The organism is Brevundimonas sp. (assembly GCF_050729455.1).
Lineage (GTDB): Bacteria > Pseudomonadota > Alphaproteobacteria > Caulobacterales > Caulobacteraceae > Brevundimonas.
This window is the reverse complement of the sequence record NZ_JBOHLI010000052.1, coordinates 1-23,544: the sequence shown is the minus strand read 5'-3', so window position 1 is coordinate 23,544 and position 23,544 is coordinate 1. Positions and strand designations below refer to the sequence as shown.

Below are 23,544 nucleotides of genomic sequence, written 5' to 3'. Positions count from 1 at the left end.
GTCCGCGCCCCTACACGCCGCCCGCCGCCGAGGCCGCGCAACCGGCCGCCGCCCGTCAGTCGGTCCAGTAGGGCCGCCGTCGCGAAACGGCGCGGTTGGCATACTGGCCGCGCGCCGCTATTCAGCGCGCTTCGATTTTCGCGAGATCCCCCATGTCCGACGCCCTGCCTGACCGCCTTTCGGTCGATCCCGACAGCCCCTTCCACGACGCCGACCTGCTGGCGCGCGGCATCGGCATCCTGTTCAAGGGCGAGGAAAAGACCAACGTCGAGGAATACTGCGTCTCGGAAGGCTGGGTCCGTCTGGCCGTCGGCAACCGCGTCGACCGTCGCGGCAAGGCCCTGACCGTCAAGCTGCAAGGCCCGGTCGAGCCCTTCCTCAAGGGCGAGTGATATTGGTGGGACCTGAGGCTTTCAGCCTTGGGTCCTAGCCGCCCGAGCAAGATCTGATCCCGGATTTTGCTCAGACTGTAATCTGGAGCATTTTCTGGATTCTGACTGATGCAGTCAGAAGCGAAAATGCTCTAGGGTCCGCGCCTCATTTGTGAGTCTGGGAGGCGCTCCATGTCGTTCAACGCCCGTCTGATGGCCGCCAGCGCTTTGGCGCTCGGCCTGATCGCCACGCCGGTTCTGGCGCAGGACGCCAAAACCGTTCGCGCCGCCGAACAGGTGCGCGATCAGGCGCTGCAGTCCAACATCGCCCTCGACTACGTCACCCAGATCACCACCCGTTTCGGCCCGCGCCCGGCGGGATCGCACGCCGAACAGGCGGCCGCCGACTGGGCCGCCGACTATATGCGCGCCCACGGTTTCCAGAACGTCCGCATCGAACAGTTCCCCCTGGTCGGCTGGGAACGGGGCGAGGAGAGCGCCGAACTGCTGGGCGCCCGTCCGCAGAAACTGGTCGCCGCCGCCCTGGGCCATTCGATCGCCACGCCTGCGGGCGGGATCGAGGCCGACGTGGTCTTCTTCGACGGGCTGGAGGCCCTGCTGGCCGCGCCCGCCGGTTCGCTGACCGGCAAGATCGCCGTGGTCGACGGCGGCCAGATGGTGCGGATGCAGGACGGTTCGGGCTACGGCTCGCTGTCGCGCGTTCGCGGCGTCGGCCCGACCGAGGCGGCCAAGCGCGGCGCGGTCGCCTTCGTCATGCGCTCGGCCGGTTCGGACGACCACCGGATGCCCCACACCGGCACCACCCGCTATGTCGAGGGCAAGGTGCCTCTGCCGGCCTTTGCCCTGAGTGCTCCTGACGCCGACCAGGTGGCGCGGCTGGTGAAGATGGGCGAGCCGGTGCGGCTGCGCCTGAAATCCACCGCCCACACCTATGAGACGCACAGCCAGAACGTGATCGGCGACATCGTCGGCGCGACCCGTCCGGACGAGATCATCGTCCTGGGTTCGCACATGGACAGCTGGGATCTGGGCACGGGCGCCATCGACGATGCGGCGGGCGGGGCCATCACTTTGGCTGCGGCCAAGCTGGTCGCCGAACAGGGCCGTCCGGCCCGCACCGTGCGCGTGGTCCTGTATGGATCGGAAGAAGTGGCCCAACCGACCGACACCGGCAACGGCGGCGGTGCCTATGTCCGCAACATCGGCGCGGGCGTGGAGAAGCACATCGTCGCCGGGGAAAGCGACTTCGGCGCCGACCGCGTCTATGCGCTGGGCCTGCCGCCGGGCGCGCAGACGACCGACTTCGCCAGGGTGGCCGAGCGCGTCCTGCGCCCCCTGGGCGTCCTGCCGGGCGAGCCTGAGCTGTTCGGCGGCGTGGACATCGGGCCTTTGGCGCGCGCCGGCGTGCCGGTCTTCGGCCTGCGCCAGGACGGGACGCGCTACTTCGACCTGCACCACACGGCCGACGACACCCTGGACAAGATCGACCCGGCGCAGATGACCCAGAACGTCGCCGCCTGGGCCGCCCTGGTTCGGCTGATCGCCGATTCCGACGTCGATTTCCGGGCCACGCGCCCCGCCGCGCCCCAGGCGGCGCGTTAAAGGGAGCGACACTGCGAGCGTGGCGAAACTGGTAGACGCAGCAGACTTAAAACCCAACACCGTAGATTTACGTAATAAAATCAAACGGTTGTAGGGTTTAAGCTCTTACACATGCCTTACACACCTGCCGGTCACGGCGAGGAGGCGTTGTGTCTGAGACCCATGCGCTCATGGACGGTAGGCTCCATGTGTACCGCCGCGAGAACAGCCGGTTCTGGCAGTGCGCCACATATCTGAATGGTCGCAATCACCGGCAGTCGACCAAGGAGACGAACATCGCCTACGCGCGCGAGTTTGCGCGCGACTGGTTTCTGGATCGCGTAGCGGAGGACCGTCTTCGGCGGCGCAGGGGGCTGGTCGTTCAGTCGGGCCAACCTGCCCGTCCGGAGCATGTTCCGAAGGCCCAGCCAGGCGAGAAGACGTTCCGCGAAGCGGCGGCGGTTTTCGAGCGCGAGTACGAGGCTATGACGCTCGGTGAGCGCAATCCGTCCTATGTGGCGGGTAAGGGCAGGGTGCTGCGCCTCTACCTCAACCCCTTCTTCGGCGATCTGCCGCTGTCCCAGGTCACCGCTGGGCGTATCCAGGAATATCGGCTGCACCGGGTCACGCCGCCTTCAGAGCCCGCTCGGGTGCGGTATGTGAAGGATGGGCGCGCGAGGGTCGGCAAGGTTCGGGCCTGGAAGCGGCCGAGCCGTCAGACCCTGCACAACGAAATCGTCTGCCTCCGTCAGGTGCTGAAGACCGCCAACAGGAAGGGCTGGATCGCAGCCCTGCCGGACATGTCCAGCCCCTATCGCGCCTCAGGCAAGATCAGCCATCGGGCCTGGTTCTCGCCTCAGGAATACAAGCGGCTCTACGAGGCGACCCGCGAACGCGCCCGCAATCCAAAGAAGGAGCGCTGGCGCGAGGAATGCGAGCAGTTCCACGACTATGTGCTGTTCATGGTCAACACCGGCCTGCGCCCGGACGAGGCGCAGCGCCTGCAGTTTCGGGACGTCTCGGTCGTGGTCGATGACGCGACAGGCGAGCGCATTCTGGAGATCGAGGTCCGCGGCAAACGGGGCGTCGGCTACTGCAAAAGCATGCCGGGCGCAGTCCTGCCGTTCCAGCGGGTGAAAAAGAGGAAGGGCGGCGAGCCGTCCGATCTCGTCTTCGGGCTCGTGCAGCGTGAACTGCTGAACGCGGTCCTCGACGAGCTCGATCTGAAGAAGGATCGGGAGGGCAATCCGCGCACGGCCTACAGCCTGCGCCACACCTACATCTGCCTGCGTTTGATGGAGGGGGCCGATATCTACCAGGTCGCCAAAAACTGCCGGACCAGCGTCGAGATGATCGAGAAATACTACGCATCCCACATCGCGAACACGTTGGACGCGTCGGCTATCAATGTCCGCAAGCAGAAGCCCGCCAAACGGCGGGCGGCGAGCGACGAGACGACGTAGGTCGTCAAGGCTCGCCTTGGCTCACGCGCCAGACGTGGCTATAGATTGAACTCGGCCCGCGGGCGTGGCGAAACTGGTAGACGCAACGGACTTAAGCTGAGGATTGAGTGCGCCGGGGGAAATCCCGGACGTAGAACCGCTCAAAGTCGGGGAACCCTGTGAAATGGCGATCCCGAGCCAAGCCCGTCATCCGTGACGGGAAGGTGTAGAGACTAGACGGGCGGCGTCTAAGGCCTTGCGGCTATGACGAAGGGATAGTCCAGACCACGAACGCCTCCGGGCGGCGGCGAAAGTCGAAGTGGTACGAAAATCCGTCGGGCATTGCCCATGCCGGTTCGACCCCGGCCGCCCGCACCAAATCACTATCGGACGTCGTCTAGGCTCATGGAGCCGCTGGATTGGGTACGCGAAGCGTGGGTTGACCGTCGCTGGAACTCGCGGTCTCAAGGACGGTATGGAAGATCACAGCGGACATGTCCTGATTGGGGAGCGGAAGCTCGGCGCGACGCTGTCGCAAAAGGCCGGAAGGCTGTCTCTCCAGGTCGCGCTGGCGGCGGGCGAGGCCTTGAACCTGCCGCAGGATGGCCTCGTTCAGTTTCGCGCCGCCACCGGATACTTCACGTTGCTCGGCCTGCGCGAGGGCGCATCGCGCACTCTGTTCGGGGTCGCGGGCTCCGCCACCGTCTCGGTACACCACGCGGTCCAGAGCGCGAACTTCACATCGGTGGCGGACATCCGCTCCACGACATGGCTGCTCTACGTCGAGGATCTCCCGGAGATCCACCACGTCAACGGCTTTCGCCAGGACTTCGTTTTTGGGAACGACGGCTCGACCCTGGTCAACTGGACCTTCTCGCCACCGAAGGCGGTGACTCTGGAGTGCCCGAACTCGGGTCTCCGGATTTCCCTGGGACAGGATTTTTCTACAAAGGGGGAGACACGCGACAATGCATCGATGACATTCGGCTACCCGCTCACTGTTTCCTTCCCCGAGGAGGTGGGTCTCTACGACGCCCTCCCGACGCTGCATCGCATCCGTCAGTTCTGCTCCTTGTTGATGGGCCGCGTTCTCGACATCGAGCGGGTCGTTCTGCGACTGCCGCAAGAGGGAGGTCGGCCCCATGACGCCGATGTCCTGGGCGTTCATCCGGTTCGCCGGTCGCGGCGACCCGAGCGGAAGATCGTGAACTTCGATGGCCCGGAAGTCCTGTCGACGTTGCTGGATGCCTGGATGAGCAGAGCCGAGGCGCTTGATGAGGCGATCGAGCTTCATTTCCAGGGGCTGGAGCAGGACAACCTCGGTTTGCCGCTACGGTTTCAACTCTTTGTGCAGGCGATCGAGGCAGCTCATCGTCGATCCGGGGCTCGTGCCGGTTCACCGATCGATGTCGATCCGGTCGCCGAGGCCCTGAAGGAAAACGGGATCGCCAGCGACGTGATCGATCGTGTGAAAGGCATGTTGGCTCATGCGCACGAGCCGGGCCTGCGGCAACGGCTGAAAACCTACTGGGACACACTCGAGGCCGAGCTTGTCGTGCTGCGACCCGACCATCAGAAGAAGCCGTTTATCTCTCGCCTGGTCGCGACCCGAAACTTCTATGCGCACCGCCTGGACCTCACGTCTGACGTCTTGCAAGGGGAAGACCTCTGGGACGCCACTGAGTTTGTCAAAGCGATCTCCCACCTCGTTCTTTTGCAGGCGATCGACGCAGACATCTCAGGCGTAGGACAACGCATGCTCGACGAGTATTTCGTCCGGTTCGCTATTCGCAATTGATCTGCTGCTAGAGAAGTTCAGGACAGGAGGTCCCGCTGTCACGGCGCGGGGCTTGCCTCCGCCGCCACCTGGCTTTTCGAGCCTTGAGCATGCCCGACAGCGGCATGGGAACCCTGAGATCAACGGCGTGTCTTCTTGCCGGGAAGGAGACGTTTGGACGCCTCGAAGGATCGATCATCCCGGCAATGTTCGAGCGGCGTCTTCCAACCCAGCTCGGCGCGGCGGTTGCTCAGGAAGAAGGCGGCGTGAGCCGCACTGAGGGCCGATGCCGCAGCTTGTCGCAGTCGGGATCGGAATGTCTCAGCAACCGCGGCTTTGCGCCGCTCTTCCTTGAGCTCCCGTGCTTTTTGGCCCAGTGCGCCGCGGATGCGCATGATTCCATCGTCGGATGCAGCGGCCGCTTCCCCTCGACTTCCGGCGCTGTCCCAATCGCCCGCGAGCCAGGAATCCGCCTCAAGGCCGAGGACGAGGTGGGCGTCTGTCCAGATGGCGTTTGCTCTTACGCTGCGATCAGCTGCAATCTTCCTCTCAAGGGTCGCCTTTTCTTCCGCCGCGATCAATTCCGCCTGGGTGTGCGCCTCCGCCAGCGCGGCCTCAAAGGGGAGGCCAAGAAGCGCTTCGGCGGGAGGGCCGCCGTCCAGCATCGCGGCGATCGCCGAAAGTTCCGTTCGGAAGCGCCGCCAGTGCTCATCATCGGCGCTCAGAATGTCCGCCAGGGATCGGCCGCCCATGCCTGGGATGTCACGCTTCCAGGTCTCCAAAGAGAAGGTGTCGTCCGTCGGTAGGGCGTCGGCTCGCTGGACCAGTCGCGCCAAGATAGCCTCAATCTCCTTCGTTCGCCGGTCTCGGGCGTGCTGCGCGTCAGCCTCGCGCCGTCGGGCTTCGTCCCAGGCCTGCGCATCCTTCACGACGCTCGGGCTTAGCCAGAGGTCGCCCTTCCGGTAGTAGAGGACATCGGCCTGATGCAGGGTCTCGACGAAGGCTTCGAGCGCCTCCTGCGGCGTCTGATAGTCTGGCGCCGCCGCCTTGAGCGCCGCGACGGGGAGGCGCTGTTTCGGCGGACGCGGATCGTGATGAAGGCAGTCGCTGATCAGGCGGAGCATGCGATCACCGGTGACTTGCCCGAAGGCGCCGTATTCCGGGGCCTCTTCGATCAATCGATGGAGTGCTGCGGCCTTCCAGAGCTCGGCAGGGACGGCGAAACCGTCACCGGGCTGGCTGCCTGTCAGCAGCCGTCCGTAGCCCAAGGCGACCAACCTCGTCAGGAGGGTTTCAAGATCTGGAGCCTCGCGGACAGGCTGTCGGCGAAGGCGAGCCACTTCCTCGACGGCGCGCCTGCGCTGGCGTTCCGCTGCCGACCTAGCGCGTTCGGCCGCCGCCTCGATCAGGTCCGCCTCGGTCCTGTCGATTGCAGGATTGAATAACCAGCGGCGATGCGCGCCGGTTAGCAGTGCCTGCGTAATCGTCTCGGCGTCGTTGCTGTTCTTCCAGGGAGACAGGTCGACCTCTATCGCTGACACGCCGCCTTCACGGATGCGCTCGATCTTCCGTTCATCGCAGGCGTGGGTGACCAAGATCTCGACGATCAGCTTGCGGCCATCGGCGGCGATAAGTTGGACGTCGGGCACGATTTCGCCTGCCTGGGTTTCGAGCTTTGCGTCAATGAAGGCATATCGGCCGCCGGGATGGACGAGCCGGCTAAGACCGGCCGCCTTCGGACGGATTTCCGGTAGATGGATCCAGAGCGCCTCCCGGAGGGCTTGCTTCGCCCAGAGGTGGGCATTGGTTTCGAGGCCCCCGCCGCACCCCTTGCCTGAACCACGATGGGCGAAATGGTGAATTTTGCGGGGGCCCTGGCGAGCGATGAGCGGCGTCTTGCAGACCAGACAGAGGCAGCCGCACTTGGCTCCCCGCGCGACCTCGTCGATCGACACCTGTACGCCGTCTCGTTCGCCGTAGGCCAGTTCCGCACGGAACCCGAGGAAGGGATGGTGGTCTGCACGTGTACTCATGCCGTCAGAGAACCGTGCTTCGCTACTGGCGCCAAGCCAGGATAATCCCCGCTACGACCGGTTCTGCCGTAGACCGCTTGAAGGGCTAAGGGCTCCGCCCTCGCGCAGGCCAGGGTGCGCGGCTTCGCCGCCGGATCGGCAGGTCTCCCCGGCCTTCCGCGCCGGCGACAGAGACGCCCCTGGGCACGATCCGAGGCTTGTGCAGGCCGGGCGATCCCCCTCCGGCCGATCCGCCCTGGCCCTTGCTACCCCGGTCTCGCCGACGGGCAGGGTTTCAGGCGCGCCTTTCGCGTGCCTGCAACCCTTGCCCAAGGAGGCAGACATGACTGCTCAATTCACCCAAGCCCGTATCCCTGCGGCGGCTGACGCCGCCGCTTTCGAGGTGGCGTCCGAGCCGGTCCACGGCGCGCAGATTGTGGTTCCCCTGAACCGTTTGAAGGCGTCCCCGAAGAACGCCCGGAAGGTGAAGCACACCGAGGCCGGGATCGAGGCGTTGGCCGCGTCGATCAAGGCCAAGGGGGTGTTGCAGCCGCCCGTGGTCGAAATCGAGAAGGACGCCGAAGGCGTGGCTACGGGGAACTACCTCGTCACCATCGGGGAAGGGCGGCGCACAGCGCTGCGGCTGCTGGCTAAGCGCAAGACCATCAAGCGGACCCAACTCGTCAGGGTGACGGTTGATGCCGAGAACGACGCCCATGAAATCAGTCTGGATGAGAACATCACCCGCGAGGCCATGCACCCGGCCGACCAGTTCGAGGCTTTCAAGCGGCTCGCGGACGAATGCGGTTACGGCCCCGAAGAGATCGGCGCGCGGTTCGGGGTGACGGCGACCGTGGTGCGCCAGCGTCTGCGGCTCGGGGCGGCGGCGCCGGAACTGATGACGGCCTATCGGGACGGGGCTCTGGCGCTGGACCAGTTGATGGCCTTCTGCGTCAGTGCCGATCAGGACCGCCAACGGCAGGTGTTCGACCAGATGGGCGAATATCGGCCGGTCCACACCATCCGCCGGGCCATGACCGAGGCCAAGGTGCGGGCGGACGACCGCCGCGCGCTCTTCGTCGGCGTCGAAGCCTATGAGGCCGAGGGCGGGACGGTGCTGCGCGACCTCTTCACCGAGGACGGCGGCGGCTGGCTGGAAGACCCTGCGCTTCTGGATCGGTTGGTTGATGAAAAGCTGGTCGGTCTGGCCGAGGACGTGCGCCTGCGCGAAGGCTGGAAGTGGGCCGAGGCGGCGTCCGACTATCTGGAGGTCAGCGTCCTGGGCCGGGTCTATCCGGTCGAGGCCGTCCGGTCTGACGTGGAGGCGGCGCAGATCGCGGCCCTGTCGGAGGAATACGATGCCCTTGTGTCCGGCGCCGATGCAGCGGACGCCCTGTCGCCCGAGGCGGACGCGCGGCTCGAGGAGATCGACAAGGCCCTGCAAGCCTTCGGGCCCGATTTTGACTACCCGCCCGAAGCCAAGGCGCGGGCCGGGGTCATGGTCTTGCTGGGCCATGATGGGCTGGCCCGGTTCGAGCGGGGTCTGGTGCGGGCCGAGGATGTGGTCAGCGACCGTGCCGCCGATCCGGAGCCGCCCGAGAGCTGGACCGAAGCGGAAAGCGGGGAGGGTGAGGCACCGTCCGCTTCAGCGGACGCCGATGAAGGCTTGGCGCCCCTGTCGGAACGGCTGGTGATCGATCTGACCGCCCACCGCACCATGGGGCTGCGCGATGCGGTTCAGGCCGACGCGAACATCGCCCTGACGGTCGTGGTCCACGCCCTCGCCTTGCAGGTCTTCTACCCGGCGAGGGGCGTCTGGACGCCCCTGCAATTGCGCATGAGCGTGACCGGTCTCGAACGGTTGGCGCCGGGGGTCAGCGACGGCCCCGCCGGAAGGCGTGTGGCCGACCGGCTTGAGGCATGGGGCGCCCGGCTTCCGGAAGAGGCTCGCGACCTCTGGGCGGTGCTGGCGTCCCTGCCGCCCTCGGAGCTTCTGGACCTGATGGCCTGTTGCGCTGGCGTTGGCCTCTACGCCGTGCGCGATCCCCACGACCGGAAACCGGACGCCTTGGCCCATGCCGAGGTGCTGGCGACCGTGACCGGTCTGGACATGACCGGGACGTGGTCTGCGACCGCAGCGAGCTATTTCTCGCGGGTGTCGAAAGCGCGGGTGCTGGAAGCCGTGACCGAGGCGACCATGCCCGAGGAGGCCGGGCGGATCGCCGGGTTCAGGAAGGGCGATATGGCCGACGCCGCCGAACGGCTGGTCGAAGGGAAGGGGTGGCTGCCGTCTGTCCTGCGTACCGAACCGGCTGGGTCGGATGCAGAAGGAGAGGCGGCGCCCGTCGAAGGCGAGGGGTAGGCGACGGTGGACCCCGACGCCTACCCGTTCGCGGCGGAATAGGTTTCAGCCGTAGACCTAGAAAAACTCGCCGCGCGCCCTTTGGGGGCGCGCGGATTTTTTGCGTGTCGCACCGAGTGGCGAGGGAACGACAGGATGCGCGGACCCATCGCGACACGGCAGGCGCGCTCCGCGCGAGGTCACGCCTCGGGCGGCTCCGACTCGTCTTCCTCGAAGTTGGTCAGGGCGTCGCAGGCGAGGCAATGATACATCCAAGACGCCTCCTGGAAGTGCAGGCCGCCGAGGCAGCCGCAAAAGGGACAACAGTCCTCATGGGACAGGTCGCCCCATTCCCAGACGCCGACGAATTCAGGGATCCCGTCCTTGTCGTGACCGGTGATCGCGAAGGCATTCGATGTCTTTCCGACGAAGGCGGCGCCATGGAAGCGTTGAAGCACAGGAAGGATGTCGGCCGGCTCGAGATGAAACCACTCGCCGAGATCGCCCCTTTTATCGTGGAACTCGCGGTGAAGGTCCGCTTCGAGCCGCACATCATCCTTGGATTTGATGTAGCCGACCAGCTTCAGAAGGTCCGGGTTGCCGGTCTGGAGGGCGCGACGACGGGCCTCCACGGACTTCGCCCGCCCGATCTTGATTCGGTCAGGACCGTGAGCCTCGGTGAGGAGAAAATAGACGGGCATGGATTCCTGCTCGACTGCGGTGACTGAGGTCTGATGGATTCAAGGGATCGAATGCCCGGTCGTAGAGGTCAAGACGGGGGCTGGCCGATCCCGCGCCCGCATCAGGCGGCCGATGGGGCGCTTTCGCGGACATCGACTTTCGATCCCCTGGTCACGCGCGAAACGCGATATGGGCTGCATTGGTGCGCGCAGTGCGCGTGCTACACGCAGCGGTCAAGCTTGAGTTAGATTCGGTTCTGGAGACGGGGGTCTCCGACGAACGAGCGCCGCACAGGCACGGCGTATGGTGCTGGGAGAACTCATGAGTATCGACGGTCTGGTCACCTTTGTCGCCCTGGTCGTGGCGCTGTTCGCTCTGGCGACGGACGCGCGGCGCAAATCCTTGATGCTTCGTCTCGGCGTGACCGTGACCCTCACGGTCATCTTCGGCGCGGCGGTTCTCTATCTCGAACTCTTCAGCGTATGGGCGCCAGATTGTCATTACAGCGACGCGGTCTGTCGCGTCCTGGTTCTCGATGGCGACGACCCGTGGATCACTCCCCAACAGGCAGCCTTCGTTCTGGTGCTGATCTGGCTGCTGCTTGTAGCCCTGAATCTTCGCCGCAAGAGCCTGGAGGCGCGACATGTGCCCCGACTGTCGGCGCTGATCACAGCCTTGGCGGATGAAAAGCGTTACCCCGAGCTCAGTCGTTTCGCAGAGCCGCATCTCGACTTCATAACCGAGGTCGCGGCGGGTTCGAAAGGCGCCACGGATGTTCAGAAAGAGGCGGCGATCGCTCTTCAAAGAATGCTGTACCGCCGCCGCGATATCGTGCGCTTCCTCGCGATCGAGCGGCCGGCGATGACTATCCGTATGTTGGCGATCAAGAAGCAGATCGTTTTTGACTTCTCCGATCAGGTGCTCACCCATCTGATCGCCGATACGGACAGCCCGTTGTTCACCGAGATCGAGGACAATCAGAATGTCGATGTGCGCGGAGGCTACGCCTTCCCCGAGCATAATCCCTATCTCCACTTCCTGTTCGGGGACGCGGAGCAGGCCAACCGGCTCGGCGCCTGGCAACCGGTTCTTCAGCACACGCTCACGACCCTGAGCGAAGCGAAGGGGCAGCCCTACCAGACCTACCTCAACGGCCCGGCAGAACGCTTCCCCGACCTGAAATGGCGTGACCCCACCTTCGTCTCCATCCGCTATCTCGACCTGATGGTGGACGCCGCCATGCGTCAGGGCGTGCAGTGGCATATGTGGCTGTTCTACATGCCGCTTCTGACGAAAAGTCTGCTCGCCCTCTACGATGATCCGCGCAAGGATCAGGAGGTCATCGACGAATGGCCGACGCGCAACGCCTATCTGATCTACTCGATTTTCTCCGCGATGGTGGACTGGATCGAGGCGGTCGAACATCTGCCCGACAACTCGCCCCATCTGGTTCTGGAGAGCGAGGCTGCGGTCCATCAGAACGGCAACATCCCCAAGTCCGCCATTATCGCCCTGGGCGATTGCCTGCGGCAGGTCCTGATTTCGCCGGCCGTCTCGGATCGCTTCAAGGACTATCTCGCCGAAATCGTCTTCCGCTGCATCGACAAGTTGCCGATCACGGGGGCGAAGGCGGGGTTCCGCAACAGCCTGATCGCCAGTCTGATCGCCGGTGGCCCGTCGCACGCTACCGATCACCACACGCGGCTGTGGCAGGCCTTCGGTGATCTCGACCATATGCTCCAACATCGTCTCGGCGATGTCAGGACGGCTCTCGAAGCGGCCTTGGGTATCCAACCGGTCAGGGCGCCCCCGCCTCGCGCACGCGGGCCGCGTGGCGGCGGGGAGCCACCAAACGATGTTGCTTAGTGAGTACGATCGGCTGAGCCGGGCCAGCGTTCTGGGTCACTACCGCACGGTGGAAGTGACCGAGGTCATCGCCTGTCCAAAGGATGGGGAGCCGATGAACGTCCTCACCATCGCGACCTTCGAAGAGTTCGAGACGGAGGGGCCTTCGTCGTGTCTCGAATGGATCGGTCGGCGTTTCCCGGTCGCTGGGTTGAAAGGCTGGAAGTTCGGTCTTGCGAGATACCGTCGCACTGTTCCGGAACTGCGGGCGGCTTTGGAACGTCGTGAGACCGAAGGCGTGTGGGCGGCTTCCGGTTATCCCCTCGCGACCGGGGAACTGACCACCCAGCCCGCGGCCTTCGTTCCGTCCGACAGCTACGAGCCGGTCCCCCTGAACGCGGTGTTGAAGAACAACTTCTTCAACGGCTCCTATGTTCTCGAACTCGCGGATCCGGAGAAGGAGAAGCTTCGGCCGCTCCTCGATGCTCCGACAGCCTTGGCGGAACTCGGCTCGGTCATTTCCGAGCGCGGCGGGCCGGCGCTCGATGGCGTCTCGGACCGTCTGGGCAACATTCTGGTCCAGTTCCCGATAGAATGCGTCGCGCTCCGGTGGGCAAAGACCGATAGCGGCGTCGAGGTCACGCTCGATTGGTCGCCCACGACGACCCCGAGGTCGGTGACCGTCAACTGTTCGGTCGAAGCCGATCAGACCTTCACCGGCTTTGCATCTGCGACGGCGACGATCGGTCCTGTGATGCTTCCGGTAGGCCATTGCCGCCACCCTCATCGACTCACGGTCTGGGATGAAGGCAGAGGAGTGCTGCTTGCCGCGACAAGCCCCGGCAGCTTCGTTTCTGCAATCATATCCCGGACGTCATCGATGGCGGGACAGCGGCGGCTGCTGATCGACGGAGCCGAAGTGAGCATCGCCGTCGACGACCACCATTCCGGCACAACGGTCGGGACGCCATCGAAGGATCCCAACGGGTCGTGGGAAGGTCGACGGCTTTATCGCGCGAGCAGGCTCGAGATGGAGAAGAGCCGCGAGTTCGTCGCCTATGGAGGCGCAGACGAAAGCCGTGAGAAGGGGCGAGATCGCGCCCTTGGGGACCTGCGCTGGCTCATCAATCGCCACGGAGAGGAAGGGGTCTGGCTTTGGGATCCCTATCTTGCCGCCGCCGATATCCTCGAGACGCTCTGCCGGAATCGGCACGGCTCCGCCCCGATGCGTGCGCTTACCGAGGGTCTGCAGCCCCCTTCCAACAAATGTGCGACGCCGGAGACAACTGCACAGAAAGCAGCCGCACACGAGACGGCGCTAGAGGCTTGGATCCACGCTCAGCGTCAAACACTTGAGAGCGGCGTCGTGGAGCCGGTGAGATTGAACCTCGAGTTTCGAGTGAGCCGAGGAATGAGGGGATGGAAGTTCCACGACCGCTTCCTGATCTTCCCGCGCGCCGAACGGGCGGCGCTCGTCTGGTCGCTGGGGACCTCGGTCAATCACGCCGGTCAGGCGCACCATATCCTGCAAAAGGTGCCGGACGGTCAGCGCATTGAGGACGACTTCCTGAGCCTCTGGGACGGTCTGACGGACGCGGAGCACAGGATCTGGCAATGTCCATGACCGGCGTCGACGACATCGCGAGGGATGTGTTCGCCAGGTCGGCGTCTGCCCTAGCGGTCCCACCACCTGCGGACCTTCTCGCTGCGGCTCCGGCCGAGGAAACGGGCGACACGGATCGCGACGACTTCTGGTTTCTTTGGGAGGGGGCGGCTCCCTTCTTGGCCAACGCGCGGGTTGGCGCGCCGGTTTCCGACGCGGATCGTGACCTCTGGGCCGGCTGGCTGACCTGGGCGATCGCGGTACTCGACGACTGGGATGCCGATTGGGACGACGTGGGGCGCGACCTCGACGTGGCGCTGGCGTTGCTCGATCTCACCCAGCGAGCGCGCCCCGACTGGGAGTTCGTGCCCGCGACGGTGGCCGACAACGCTGGACTCCGCGAGACCGTTGAGGCCCGGCTTCGGGCGGCCTCAAAGCAGGTCGCCGTCGTCAACTTCTATAGCCGGTCGTTGCTGGCGTATCGACCTGATCTGCCGGATCCCAAGGGTGAGACGGGATGGAAGGAGATCGTTGCCACCCTGAACCGCCTGGAGATTATCGCGCCTGCGGGGCAGCGGGCGCTGGCGAGGTTGGCGTGGCGCCTCTGGCCTGACGGGCTGGCGGCGCTTTGCGACGACGATGGAGACGTCTTGGGAGCAACGGCTTTGGCGGAGGCTCTCGCCCCTGCCCACGCTTTTGCGCTCGGGGCGCGATGCCGGACCCCGCTGCAGGGGTTCGCAGCGATCCTCGCCTACACCGAGCTTCGCACACCCTTAGAGCCTGACGCGCAGCAGGAACTTGAAGCACTGCTCGTCACCTTCGCGCGAGATCCCGCTGTTTGGCGCGGCTGGATGGCGGCGCTGAACCGATACCCGGTCCGTCACCCCCGGCTGCAGGCACCGCTTGGACGTGCGCTTTCGCGATCGTCTAAAGAGGCGTTCCTGGCCTGGCTGTCCGTGATCGAACTCCGCCCCCTCAGACTGGCTGACGCGCTCCAGCCTGTAGACCAGCGCGGCGATGCGAGCACCTGTCTCAAGGCCTTCTCCGACACGGCCGCCGCCGAGGTGCGTGCGGCCGGATGGAGGGCGGTTTGGGCGCGTTGGAGCGCCTGGGACTTCGACCGACGGGACGGGATGATGAAGGTACACGGCTCCGACATCGACCTCGGCGTCGTCGGCTATGCTCTCGAGGTCATGCGGAACGAGGAACTGGACACCGCGATTGCAACCGAAGCCGCCAATCTGAACCAGGTCTTCGCACAGCGGTGGCCATCTGTGATCGCGCTCATCACAGCGGCCAATCTGGTTCAGTCTCGCCTGCAGCCCCTCGCTCACGCCCGGACCTTGAAGACCACCTCAAATCAGCTGGAACTCGCGACGGGTCGATACAGCTTCGACGATCCCGAGCTGACATGGCGACTGAAACGCGCGGGCTGCGAATGAGCCGAAACGCTGCCCTGTCGGGTCATTCGACCGTCGAGACAACTGTGAGGAAAGTCAAACAGGTCTTGCCCGTATGCCGTCCATCGGGGAGACTCGTTCGGTGAAGAAGAGTCTTGATCATCTGCCGCTGCCCAAGCAGTCCGAGCTACGCTACGTCGTCGATGTGATCCGTGCATCGTTCGAGGAAGCGATCTCGACGCGCCGTGCTGAGCGGTTGAAGAACGGCAAGATCCTCAAGATCATCTTGTATGGATCCTATGCGCGGGGCGACTGGGTCCATGATCCGGTCGGTCGCTATTTCTCGGACTTCGACCTGCTGGTTATCGTCGACCATGAAGACCTGACCGATGGGGAGCTCTGGTTCGAAGCTAACAACCGAACCATGCCGGGGGAGGGCGAGATTCGCACGCCCGTCAGCATCATCGTTCACAGCCTGGATGACGTGAACGATCAGCTGGACCGGGGTCGCTACTTCTTCGCCGACATCCTGCGCGACGGCGTCATTCTCTACGACACGCCTGGCGCCAAGCTGCACAAGCCGGCGGATCTGAAGGCCAAGGCCGCACTCGCCGAGGCTGAGGGCTATTTCGAGAAATGGATGAACAGCGCTGCTGGTGCACAAGGAATTGCCAAGCATTCCACCGAGACCGACCAGCCAAACTGGGCCGCCTTTATGCTCCATCAGAGCGCGGAACACCTTTACCACTGCATTCTGTTGGTAGTGACGCTCTACAGCGCAAAGGCGCACAACCTCGCCTTCCTCCGCAAGAAGTCCGAAGCCATCGACGCCCGTCTTGCCGACGCTTGGCCGCGCGAGACCAAGTTCGAGCGCCGCTGCTTCGAGTTGCTACGCGAGGCCTATGTAAAGGCGCGCTACTCCAAGCACTACAAGATCAGCGCCGAGGAACTCGCTTGGCTGACAGAGCGGGTCGAGGTGTTGCGGGGCCTGACGACGACCGTCTGCCAGGCGCGGCTGGCGCATCTTCGCGTCGAGGCCGCCGAGGATGTCTGAGGCTCCTGCGTTCTTTGTGCCTTTCGCCGATTCAGCCGAGCAGGCGGATCGGGTTTACGCTTCGATCCGCGAGTTCATGCCCAAGGTGGCCTTTCGACCAACCGAGCGTCGGATTTATCGCGTCGCCTACCGCCACAATGGCCGGGACTATGTTTCGACCGTCGGCGAGAAGGAGCGGGAGGGCGAACCCGTGATCGCCATCCTGGAGGCGTTCAACCCGACGCCGCTCTACATGATCTGCACGCCGAGCCGGGGCGTGGTGACGGGCGGTCCCATTCTCGCCGGCGACGTGCAGGCGGTGGTCGATTTCAGCTCGGACGAGGCGGCATGAGCATCAAGACTGAGGTGGACCGAGCGATCCACGGCTATCATGGCGACGACCTGCAGGGTGTGACCGTGGGCTTCGAGCTCTGGGACGACTTCTGTCGTGAGGTCGGCCTCGCCCCTCAACCGACCGAGTTCGGAGAGGGTGATGTCGAAGTCATCTATCTCGGTTTGAGCGTCAGGCCGGGCATGAACCCGGATACGATCAACCTTCTGACGGGTCTCTAGCCCAGGATCGACCCTCGTGGACGCAGCCGACCTCGACATGGACGACTTCATGCGACGGCTGGAGCTCGTCCAGGCGTTCGATGCGCAGGAGCCGGTCGTCATCGATGGCGTCACGTTCGACCTTCGATGGGACATCGACAAGGACTACTGGCGTCCGGTGATCCCGATCGGCGCCTACGGACGGCAGGCGTATCGGTTTGGCCCGCGTATCGTCTTTCCCTGGACGCCGAACGATTGGATCGAACACTGGCGCGACCACGGCGGTTATCTCGAAGCCCCTGCCGGCAGCACCATCAAGATCGCGCTGATACGGCCCTATCCCCTGGAAGGCTCGTTCGACGTCCTTGAAGTCGAAGAAAATCGGGAATGCCGCTTGGTTCACCTGTGGGTCTTCACCCCTGACGGACAGATGAAGGCTGCCGAGCCTCCGCTCGCGCTTTTCGCCAAGTCTGCGACGGCGACCCAGATCGACCTTGGGGAGTTCGACAGAGCCTATGCGGGCCTCGTGTCACGGCTGGAGCGTCTTCTGAGGTGCGAGGATCTCGAAGACCGTCTCGACAAACCTGAACCTGATTTCCCGCGCCCATCGGCGGACATGCCGCTCACCTACAGGCGAGCTGTTCTGACCCTGCATGAGGCGCTCCAGGAGTCCGATGAGAAGGCCTATGTCGCCTTCGGCTATCTGATGGGCCGCGCCGAGGCTGAGCAGCAACTGCTCGATCCAGCGCTCAGGGATCACCGCGCCGAAAAGGGTCGCACAAAAGGCACGGGGACCCGAAGCGCGAACAGTCAGCTGAAGACCGAGCCGATCCGTGATCTGGCGAAATCGCTGATCAGGGGCAACGCGGCCATTTCGCTTGGCGGCTGCGCGCGGATGATTTCAGAAAGGTTGCCGGATGACTGGCCTCTCGGCCGGGATCCGGACTGGATCAAGGGTCACATTCGCGAGCTGTTCTACAAGCGCGAGGGCCGGGTCGAGTATCGGCCTAGGCCTGAGTGGGTCGACGCTCCCGAGGCAGGAGGGGAATGAACTCAGGTCAAGGGGGGATGACCAGTGGTCGCCTCCTGTCGTCGCCGGCGGGTTGGCTGAAAAGGTGGACTCCGATCAAGGAGAACGCCCATGGATCCGAACTGGCTGACCGCTTTCGCCGCACTCGTCACAGCCGTCGCGACCTTCATCTCCGCCGTCCGCAAGAAATAAGGGGCCAGCGTCAATGCAAACGCCCTTGATGGGCCCCGCTTCAAAGGGAGCTTCGACAACTTCATGACCCAAGCCGACTACGTAGCCCCTTCGCGCTACTTCCTCGACGAAAGCGGGACGAGCGGCGACCTGTCGAAAGTAGGGGCCGGTCTCGACTTCAAACGTCAGCCGATCTTCGTCCTCGCAGCCGTCGGGGTCGATGATGAAGGCGGCCTGGGTGAGTCGTTGGCCGCTATCCGGGACCGACGCTTTCCCCAGGCGGTCGAGCTGAAATCGAGCAAGGGCCATGCGACGCCGGCCGTGATTCTTCAACTTCTGGATGCGATCGACACGCTTCGGGGCGGTGTCCTCCTGGAGGTGATGGACAAGCGCTTTACCCTCGCAGCAACCATGATCAACACGCTCATTCTGCGGCCGCTATCACCGGCCGATCATGAGTCGAAAGCGCTTTGGTTCCGGGCTCAGCTCGCCGAGCAACTGCACGAGACGGCGCCGACCGGCGTCTATGATGCCTTCATCCAGGCGTGTCGCGAGCCGGGTGAAGCGAGCCTGAAGGCGGCCTTTCGCGCTGTTCTCGAGTGGGTGCCTCCCGAGACTCCTCGGGAAAGCCCTGCGGGCGCCATCCGCTTCTTCACTCTTGACAGCTTGAAAGATTTTCGCAAAGCGGGCGTGTCGAAGCCAGACGTTCAGCGTCGCTTCCTGCCGCTCCCCGATCCGGGACATACCGGCAAGGATGTCTGGATTTTGCCGCACCTGTCGGCCTTCACCAATCTCTATGCTCGCATCAACAAGCTGAGGTGCGGCCGCCTGGCGGGTGTCCAGATTGTCCATGACGACCAGCCCTATTTTGCGGACATCCTTCGTTCGTCGAAGCTGGCGGTGGAAGGCTTGGCCGAGGATGAGGCGGCCATCAAACTCTCGCGGGCCGACTACCGTTTTGTCGAGGCCGGAGACCTGACCTTCACGCCATCCACCGGTTCGTCGGGCGTGCAGGCCGCCGACCTGATCGCCGGCTTTGCGATGCGCCACGCGCGCGATACCCTGGCGGGGGTCACACCGAGCCGTGAGAGCCGTATGGTGTTTCGTCGCCTCGCCAGCACCTTCGACGGGACGCCGGGGTTTGGTATGAACCTGATGCTGTCGAACCGCGACGTCCTGCGATGCGGCCTGCTGCCGAGCCGCGATCCGCAGCTGAGCCCCTTCGGCGCCGGCTGATCGTTCGCTGGGAGGTGCAGCGCGCGCCTCAGCGGAAGTTCCGCGTTCGCACCCTGACCGCCTCGAGCACTCGCGGACTGGCTAGAACAGACCCGCTCTTAGTCCGGTGGAGTTTGGTCCGGCGAATACGATCTGAGTGTCCGGCGTCGCGCCTGTAGGTGCGTCGTTCTCGATGACGATGAACTGTGCGTCGCCTTTGTGAGCTGCCAGATAGGCGTAAAATCGATCTTTAAGGCCACTGGCCTTCACGGCCGTTTCATCTGCACCGAGAGCGCCGTGCCGACCATGCGGCTCCCGGTAACTGACCAGTGGACTGTCCAGAACGAGGAAGCCGGGATGCGGCAGATTTTCCGCGCGGCAGTATTTCAGAATCCCGATCTTGAATGCGGAATGCATAAGGGCTCGGACGCCTTTGCCATTCGCAGACCGGCTCTTGCCGTCGATCTGGATTTCATGGCTGGCCTCACTAAAGGTGACCTTGGGCGCGCCGGGGAAACGCCAGTCGTCTAGGACGCCCTGGACATGCGCCGCGAGTGCAAGGCCAGACGACCCGGAGAGACCGACGACCGCGCCGGTGTTGTTTCGGGTAGCCTTGAAGCGCTCAAGCGTCTGACGATGTTTCTCTAGTTCGCTCACTCGCTCTGCGAGGCGAGCGCGCTCTCGCAGGCGGTCGCGGGCATCTGATGCAACCTCGAAACGCTGTCTTGTGTCCGCCTCCGCCGGCAGACCCGCTTCTAACTGGCGCTCCAGGTTGGTCTGCATTTCGAGCAGCGCTTCGCGGCCGTCGTCTATTTCGGAGACCTGCGTTGTCAAAGAGGTCAGTGTTTCAGCGAGTTCACCCTGTTCGCGGGCGATCTTCGAAAGTTCGGCGGTGACCGCTCTGCGGCTGGCCTGCACGTGCTCAACGCCATGGTCATGGCGTTGATGTTCTTCGGCGGCTCCGCAGAGCGGACAAGGCCCGCTCCCGCTAACAAGAAGCGCATCGCTGCCTTCCAGCAACGACGTTAAGCGCTGTGTGTCGCTTCGGTAGACGCGGTCAAGGAGGCCGAAACGCTCGATTGTCAGCGCCAATTCTTCGAGCGCGGCGTCTGTAGCGTCGAGATCGCGACGCGTTCGAACAAGATTGGTGCGCGCTTCGTCCAGCTTCGACTGAGCTTCGGAGGCGTCCTTCTGCACGTCCCTCATTTGGTCGGTTAGTGCGTCGATCATCTCGTCGATATTCGCGGGCACGTCGTCGCCGAGTTCGGCGCGAGCAAGACGAAGCATGTCGTCGATAAGTTCGATTTTGCCGTGATTTCCGGTGCGTTGATCCTTCACAGCAGGCGCTTTGACCTGCGCTGAGTCATCGATCCCCGTTAGAACGAACTTCAGGGTGTTCTTGTCCTGAGTGACGCTTCGGCCGTCCGACACGTTGATCATGCTGAGGTCGCCCAGCATCGGCGTTTCCTCAATAAAGACATAAGGGGCGAGCGCCCGGAAGGTGAAGGTGACCTTCTCACCCGCCTGAGTCTTGGCGATCTTCAGATCGTGTTTGAGGCCGATTGCAGCCAAGAGATAGGCCGACCAGCTTTCAGCGCTGCGGTGCTCTCCAAGAAGTAATCGTTTCGGTTGGGGGGCGGCGTCTGGCGACGGCCAGCCCTCCCGGTATTCAAAGTCGCCGCCTCTCAGACTCCGCGCGACCTGTACGTGCTGGCCGACGCCGAGCTCGACGTTCAGCCAAGCCTTATCATAGCCTTTCCGCTCAGTGATTCCTGGCAGGCCTTCGACACCGGCGCCCGTCATGTAGTCGAGTGACTTCACCAAGAACGACTTGCCCGTGTTGGAGGCTCCCCAGATAACATTGAGCCCATCGCTGAAGGTGATCTCAGCTATGGGAACCTTGGGGCCCGTGAAGGCCAGACCGCGTAAGATGATCCGATCTTTCATTGCCGCGACGTCCTCAAAAGATCTGGCCCGATGAACGCAGTCGCCCAATCATCGAGGCGAGACCGGATATCGGCCAGAAATGCCGTTTTGCCCCTCTGGCTGATCTGGTCGGAAATCCAGAACGCAGAGCCCCTCAACCGAACGGAGTAGTCGCTTTCCAGAAGTTCGACGTAGCCGGCAGCTTCGTCTGTCGCGCGGTACGCCAATCCGTCGTTAGATTCGCATACCGCCACCAGATGGAAGCGGCGCATCAGGCTGAGGCTTTCTTCGATCAACCTGCGCCGTACCAGAAGTTCACCTTTGCGGCCGGGGACCGCAGGGTGAAGGCTCGGCGGGCCGCCCAGGTCGCCGGAATGGACGACGACATGATCCAGGATGACCATCTCCGACAAATCGAGCGCGAGCGGCCGGACGGCTTCCAGCAGGGTCACGGCCCTGATCCCCGCTTCCAATGCGGAGTTGAAGAGCGGTGGCGGCGAGGGCGCTACTTGTTCCACTTAATACGTCCGTCGTTCGCCAAGTGGTGGCATAGGCCCTGGATCACAGGGATGCGAGCGGCGCGACCTGCGATCGCGGCATTCAAGCTCGAAGCATGCTTCATCACCTTGCCAAGGCGTTCGAGCAGGGTGGGGGTCGCTTCGCGGTGAATGTCGATCACGCCGTGATAGACGTCATCCTGAAATTGGACGACGAGTGCCCGGTCAGTATTGTCTCGGTGAAACCGTTTGAACGCCTCCGCCTCGAAATAGCGGGTCCGTTGATCGCGCAGCTGATCGCCGTAGGTCGGGTCTTCTAGAACCGCTGCATTATCCGCGAACGGCGAACCGGCGGCTTCGCCATAGACAGCCCGAAGCTGGTTCAGATACTCCGTTTCCTCCCCGTCAATCGTCTCGGGCGCGATCCCCTGAGGCGCCTCGCCCGGCAGCTCGTTCAGAATCTGGACCAGTGCAGGCTTCGCGTGCGGGTCCTTGACGATCGTTGGAGCGCTGAGGCCGACCACCCTGAAGAAATCGTACCCTTCAATGGCGGCCCGCAGTTCGTCAGCGAGCGGTATCTCCTGATGAGCCGTGATCTTCGCTTTGCAGACCTTGTCCCAATCCTCCAGCAACGCTTTGCGAAGCGTGCTGGGATTGTTCAGCAGGTCGAGCAAAGACCCGACGATGCCTCGGGGGGCTACGAAAATGTAGTTCACTGGCAGGGTCGCATAGGCGCCCTGCGTATGGTGGTGGAACATCTTTCCGAGTTCGAGCAAGGCCTCTGAGCGTCCTAGCTTTGATCGGAGGGTCTTCCGTTTGCACTGAAAAAGATCCCAGTCTCCTTCGTGGCGTTGAGCCGAGTAGAAGCCGATGACATCACGAGCTTTGTCGTTCGGGCCGCCAATCCGTTCCACCAGATGGTACTTCGACTCTCGGCGTTCGGCCCAGATCTCTACGAACTCTTCAAGTTGTGTGTCGCCAAGCTCGCTCAGGCGAATGGCCAGACTGGTCATTGACGCCCCCCGACGCTGCCGTCTTTCCGAAAAATCCACGTTAACAATCGCGTATGGATGAATCAATCTTTGCGCGATTTGCGTGAACATCGGTAGTTCTCTTTCTATCCCACCGATCATCCGAAACGGCCGTGAATGAACCAGGGTTGTGAGCCGGTTGTGTTGTCCCTCGCAGTCGCCAGCGTCGCGGGCCTGATCAAGGACGGCGCCTTCGCCATGCTGACCACGGAGCCGGGAGAAGACATCCTCCCATCATGACCGCCAGATCCTGCATCCCGAGGACGGCGCAGCCTGGCTCGATCTTCAGACGTCGCAGACCGAGCTGTTGCGGGCGGCACCGGCAGGGAGCCTCGACGTCGAAAAGGTCTTCCCGCTCGCGGCCTGAGCCTTGGTTCGAGCATCGGGTCCGTCGAGCGCGGGTGACGCGGTCTGCGGTTGAGGTCGGCGAGGCGGCCATTGTCTCGCATCCTTGTCGCGCCAGCCAGCGCGGCCTCTCGAAGGGGCGGATCTGACCGAAACCCGGTCGGCTGGCGCAACCGCTCGATCGACTTTCATCCCCAGCCTGACGGCCTTCCTCGCGAGACAGGAAAGTCGCTTCTCCCGGTCCTCCGCTTTGCTGCGGGGGCTCGCTTCGCTCTCCCTGCGCGCCGCCCTGGCCCCGGTCCTCCGATCGCCATCGAGGCCGCGGCAGGCGTGGCCCGAAGCAAAGGAGAGACTGACATGGCTGCCATCGGCACCTTCACCGCTCAGGGCGACGGCTACACCGGTTCGATCAAGACCCTCACCCTCAACGTCAAGGCGGCGGTCCTGAGGCCCAACGAGAAGACCGACGACAAGGCCCCCGACTTCCGGATTTTCGCCGGACAGACCGAGTTCGGAGCCGCCTGGAAGAAGACGAGCCAGCAGAACCGCGAGTACCTCTCGGTCAAGCTCGACGATCCCAGCTTCCCGGCGCCGATCTACGCCTCCCTGGTGGAGGTCGAGGGCGGACACAGCCTGATCTGGTCTCGCTGATCCAGGAGCCGCGGGGGGG

The 23,544-nt window shown here is 63.8% G+C and carries 19 protein-coding genes; 14 read left to right on the top strand and 5 right to left on the bottom strand.

Going from position 1 to position 23,544, the window contains the following annotated elements:
• Positions 1-152 precede the first annotated feature (152 nt).
• From ACREEF_RS12775 to ACREEF_RS12760, 4 genes are all read left to right on the top strand, one after another.
• Positions 153-392: a DUF3297 family protein gene (locus ACREEF_RS12775; protein ID WP_105564633.1), complete on the top strand. Its 240-nt coding sequence runs from the start codon at positions 153-155 to the stop codon at positions 390-392.
• A 171-nt stretch (positions 393-563) separates the two neighbouring features.
• The gene (locus ACREEF_RS12770) at positions 564-1,994 is read left to right on the top strand and encodes a M20/M25/M40 family metallo-hydrolase (protein WP_431565951.1); all 1,431 of its coding nucleotides are present in this window, start codon (positions 564-566) and stop codon (positions 1,992-1,994) included.
• 149 nt (positions 1,995-2,143) lie between these two features.
• Positions 2,144-3,436 carry a site-specific integrase gene (locus ACREEF_RS12765; protein WP_431565950.1) on the top strand — a complete coding sequence of 431 codons (1,293 nt, stop codon included), beginning with the start codon at positions 2,144-2,146 and terminating at the stop codon, positions 3,434-3,436.
• 454 nt (positions 3,437-3,890) lie between these two features.
• Entirely contained in the window at positions 3,891-5,213 is a 1,323-nt protein-coding gene (locus ACREEF_RS12760) for a HEPN domain-containing protein (RefSeq protein ID WP_431565949.1), read from the top strand.
• A gap of 119 nt (positions 5,214-5,332) precedes the next feature.
• Here the strand turns inward: ACREEF_RS12760 and ACREEF_RS12755 are convergent, their stop codons facing one another.
• Positions 5,333-7,225: a competence protein CoiA family protein gene (locus ACREEF_RS12755; RefSeq protein WP_431565948.1), complete on the bottom strand. Its 1,893-nt coding sequence runs from the start codon at positions 7,223-7,225 to the stop codon at positions 5,333-5,335.
• A gap of 322 nt (positions 7,226-7,547) precedes the next feature.
• On the opposite strand from ACREEF_RS12755, the gene ACREEF_RS12750 reads away from it, so the two are divergent.
• On the top strand, positions 7,548-9,566 hold the full coding sequence (locus ACREEF_RS12750; RefSeq protein ID WP_431565947.1) for a ParB/RepB/Spo0J family partition protein: 2,019 nt from the start codon (positions 7,548-7,550) through the stop codon (positions 9,564-9,566).
• A 179-nt stretch (positions 9,567-9,745) separates the two neighbouring features.
• Here the strand turns inward: ACREEF_RS12750 and ACREEF_RS12745 are convergent, their stop codons facing one another.
• The gene (locus ACREEF_RS12745) at positions 9,746-10,246 is read right to left on the bottom strand and encodes a GIY-YIG nuclease family protein (RefSeq protein ID WP_431565946.1); all 501 of its coding nucleotides are present in this window, start codon (positions 10,244-10,246) and stop codon (positions 9,746-9,748) included.
• Positions 10,247-10,547: 301 nt separating this feature from the next.
• Here ACREEF_RS12745 and ACREEF_RS12740 point away from each other — a divergent pair, with 301 nt between their 5' ends.
• From ACREEF_RS12740 to ACREEF_RS12705, 8 genes are all read left to right on the top strand, one after another.
• Positions 10,548-12,092: a hypothetical protein gene (locus tag ACREEF_RS12740; RefSeq protein ID WP_431565945.1), complete on the top strand. Its 1,545-nt coding sequence runs from the start codon at positions 10,548-10,550 to the stop codon at positions 12,090-12,092.
• Between the two features lie 94 nt (positions 12,093-12,186).
• Positions 12,187-13,695 carry a VPA1262 family N-terminal domain-containing protein gene (locus tag ACREEF_RS12735; protein WP_431565944.1) on the top strand — a complete coding sequence of 503 codons (1,509 nt, stop codon included), beginning with the start codon at positions 12,187-12,189 and terminating at the stop codon, positions 13,693-13,695.
• The gene (locus ACREEF_RS12730; RefSeq protein ID WP_431565943.1) at positions 13,686-15,116 is read left to right on the top strand and encodes a hypothetical protein; all 1,431 of its coding nucleotides are present in this window, start codon (positions 13,686-13,688) and stop codon (positions 15,114-15,116) included. The genes ACREEF_RS12735 and ACREEF_RS12730 overlap by 10 nt, the downstream gene beginning before the upstream one ends.
• A gap of 100 nt (positions 15,117-15,216) precedes the next feature.
• Entirely contained in the window at positions 15,217-16,128 is a 912-nt protein-coding gene (locus tag ACREEF_RS12725) for a HEPN domain-containing protein (protein WP_431565942.1), read from the top strand.
• Complete coding sequence (locus ACREEF_RS12720; RefSeq protein WP_431565941.1) at positions 16,121-16,459, top strand: hypothetical protein; 339 nt, start codon at positions 16,121-16,123, stop codon at positions 16,457-16,459. The genes ACREEF_RS12725 and ACREEF_RS12720 overlap by 8 nt, the downstream gene beginning before the upstream one ends.
• Positions 16,456-16,680 (top strand): hypothetical protein, encoded by a 225-nt coding sequence (locus ACREEF_RS12715; RefSeq protein WP_431565940.1) that lies wholly within the window; start codon positions 16,456-16,458, stop codon positions 16,678-16,680. The genes ACREEF_RS12720 and ACREEF_RS12715 overlap by 4 nt, the downstream gene beginning before the upstream one ends.
• Before the next feature lie 16 nt (positions 16,681-16,696).
• Positions 16,697-17,710: a hypothetical protein gene (locus ACREEF_RS12710; RefSeq protein WP_431565939.1), complete on the top strand. Its 1,014-nt coding sequence runs from the start codon at positions 16,697-16,699 to the stop codon at positions 17,708-17,710.
• 234 nt (positions 17,711-17,944) lie between these two features.
• Positions 17,945-19,096, top strand: coding sequence for a DUF3800 domain-containing protein (locus tag ACREEF_RS12705; RefSeq protein ID WP_431565938.1), 1,152 nt, complete (start codon positions 17,945-17,947; stop codon positions 19,094-19,096).
• A gap of 81 nt (positions 19,097-19,177) precedes the next feature.
• Here ACREEF_RS12705 and ACREEF_RS12700 read toward each other — a convergent pair whose 3' ends face one another.
• The 3 genes from ACREEF_RS12700 to ACREEF_RS12690 are packed head-to-tail and all read right to left on the bottom strand — an operon-like array spanning position 19,178 to position 22,601.
• The gene (locus ACREEF_RS12700) at positions 19,178-21,022 is read right to left on the bottom strand and encodes a hypothetical protein (RefSeq protein ID WP_431565937.1); all 1,845 of its coding nucleotides are present in this window, start codon (positions 21,020-21,022) and stop codon (positions 19,178-19,180) included.
• Positions 21,019-21,519, bottom strand: a complete 501-nt coding sequence (locus ACREEF_RS12695) for an ABC-three component system middle component 2 (RefSeq protein WP_431565936.1) — start codon at positions 21,517-21,519, stop codon at positions 21,019-21,021. The genes ACREEF_RS12700 and ACREEF_RS12695 overlap by 4 nt, the downstream gene beginning before the upstream one ends.
• The gene (locus ACREEF_RS12690) at positions 21,507-22,601 is read right to left on the bottom strand and encodes an ABC-three component system protein (RefSeq protein WP_431565935.1); all 1,095 of its coding nucleotides are present in this window, start codon (positions 22,599-22,601) and stop codon (positions 21,507-21,509) included. The genes ACREEF_RS12695 and ACREEF_RS12690 overlap by 13 nt, the downstream gene beginning before the upstream one ends.
• A gap of 630 nt (positions 22,602-23,231) precedes the next feature.
• Here ACREEF_RS12690 and ACREEF_RS12685 point away from each other — a divergent pair.
• Positions 23,232-23,525: a DUF736 domain-containing protein gene (locus ACREEF_RS12685; protein ID WP_431565934.1), complete on the top strand. Its 294-nt coding sequence runs from the start codon at positions 23,232-23,234 to the stop codon at positions 23,523-23,525.
• Positions 23,526-23,544 lie beyond the last annotated feature (19 nt).